Source organism: Frankia sp. Mgl5 (assembly GCF_023242985.1).
GTDB lineage: Bacteria > Actinomycetota > Actinomycetes > Frankiales > Frankiaceae > Parafrankia > Parafrankia soli.
The window spans coordinates 1-1247 of record NZ_JALKFY010000776.1 but is presented as its reverse complement, the minus strand read 5'-3'; the positions used below and the strand labels follow the sequence as shown (position 1 = coordinate 1247).

Here is a 1247-nt window from a genome sequence, read left to right as displayed (position 1 = left end):
GGTAGTAGTTAGCTTCGTATTCGACTGGTGGGATGTGGCCTATCTCACCATGTAGGCGTCGGTGGTTGTACCAGTCCGCCCATTCGGCGGTGGCCAACTCGACCTCGGGCAGAGTTCGCCAGGGCCGCCGCGGTTTGATCAGTTCTGTCTTGTACAGGCCGATGGTCGATTCCATCAGTGCGTTGTCCAGTGCGTCGCCGACCGTGCCGATGGAGGCCGCGATGCCGGCTCGGTCCAGGTGCTCGGCGAGCGTGAAAGACGTGTATTGCGAACCCGCGTCCGAGTGATGGATCAGCTCACCCGCTACGGGCCTGGTGCCGGTCCGGTCCCGTTGCCACAGTGCCATCTCCAGCGCGGTCAGGACGAGTTCGGCGTGCTTGGTGGTCGCGACGGACCAGCCGACGATGCGGCGGGAGAAGGTGTCCACCACGAACGCGACGTAGACGGTGCCGGCCCAGGCTGCGACGTGGGTGAAGTCAGCGACCCAGGTGCGGTTCGGTGCGTCGGCCACGAAGTCGCGTTCCACCAGGTCCGGAGCCCGCGTCGCGGCCGGATCCGCCAGGGTGGTGACCACTTTCCTGCCGCGGACGGCACCGGTGATGCCGAGGTCACGCATGAGGCGTTCGACGGTGCAGCGGGCCACCGGGTGGCCTTGCCGGTGCAGCTCCCGCCAGATCTTCCGCGCCCCGTAGACACGGTAGTTGGCGTCGTAGACCTCGGTGATCAGCGTCGTGAGCTCGGCGTCCCGTACCTGGCGGGCGCAGGGCGATGCCTGACGCTGCTTGTGGGCGTAGTAGGTGGAGGGGGCGATGCTGCAGTCGTGCAGGGTCAGCACGCGGCAGATCGGCTCGACACCGCCGAAGCGGTCCCGGTGCTCGTCGATGAACGCTACGAGCGCAGGTGTGGCCGGTCGAGCTCGGCCGCGAAGAAACTCGCCGCGGCCTTGAGGATCTCATTCGCCCGCTTCAGCTCGGCGACCTCCTTCTTCAGGGCCTTGACCTGCGCGGACTCCTCCGTCGTCACCCCGGGCCGGTTCCCGTTGTCGATCTGATCGCGCCGGACCCACTGCCGTACCGTCTCGGCCGTTCCGATGCCGAGCTTGGACGCGACGGCCTTCATCGCGGCCCACTCGGTGGGGTAGTCGGGACGGACCTCGGCGACCATCCGGACCGCACGACGCCGCAGCTCGGCGGGGTAAGGGGAAGGACGTGCCATGACTCGATCCTCTCAGAGAATCAAGCCTCCAT

The 1247-nt window shown here is 67.0% G+C and carries 1 protein-coding gene; it reads right to left on the bottom strand.

Annotated elements, in window-relative coordinates:
- A protein-coding gene (locus tag MXD62_RS27565; protein WP_248832310.1) for an IS3 family transposase occupies window positions 1-1215 on the bottom strand; the annotation gives its coding sequence in 2 pieces (ribosomal slippage) (window positions 1-933 and window positions 933-1215; 1216 coding nt annotated over the 2 pieces). This gene is flagged as partial in the annotation.
- Window positions 1216-1247: the final 32 nt, after the last annotated feature.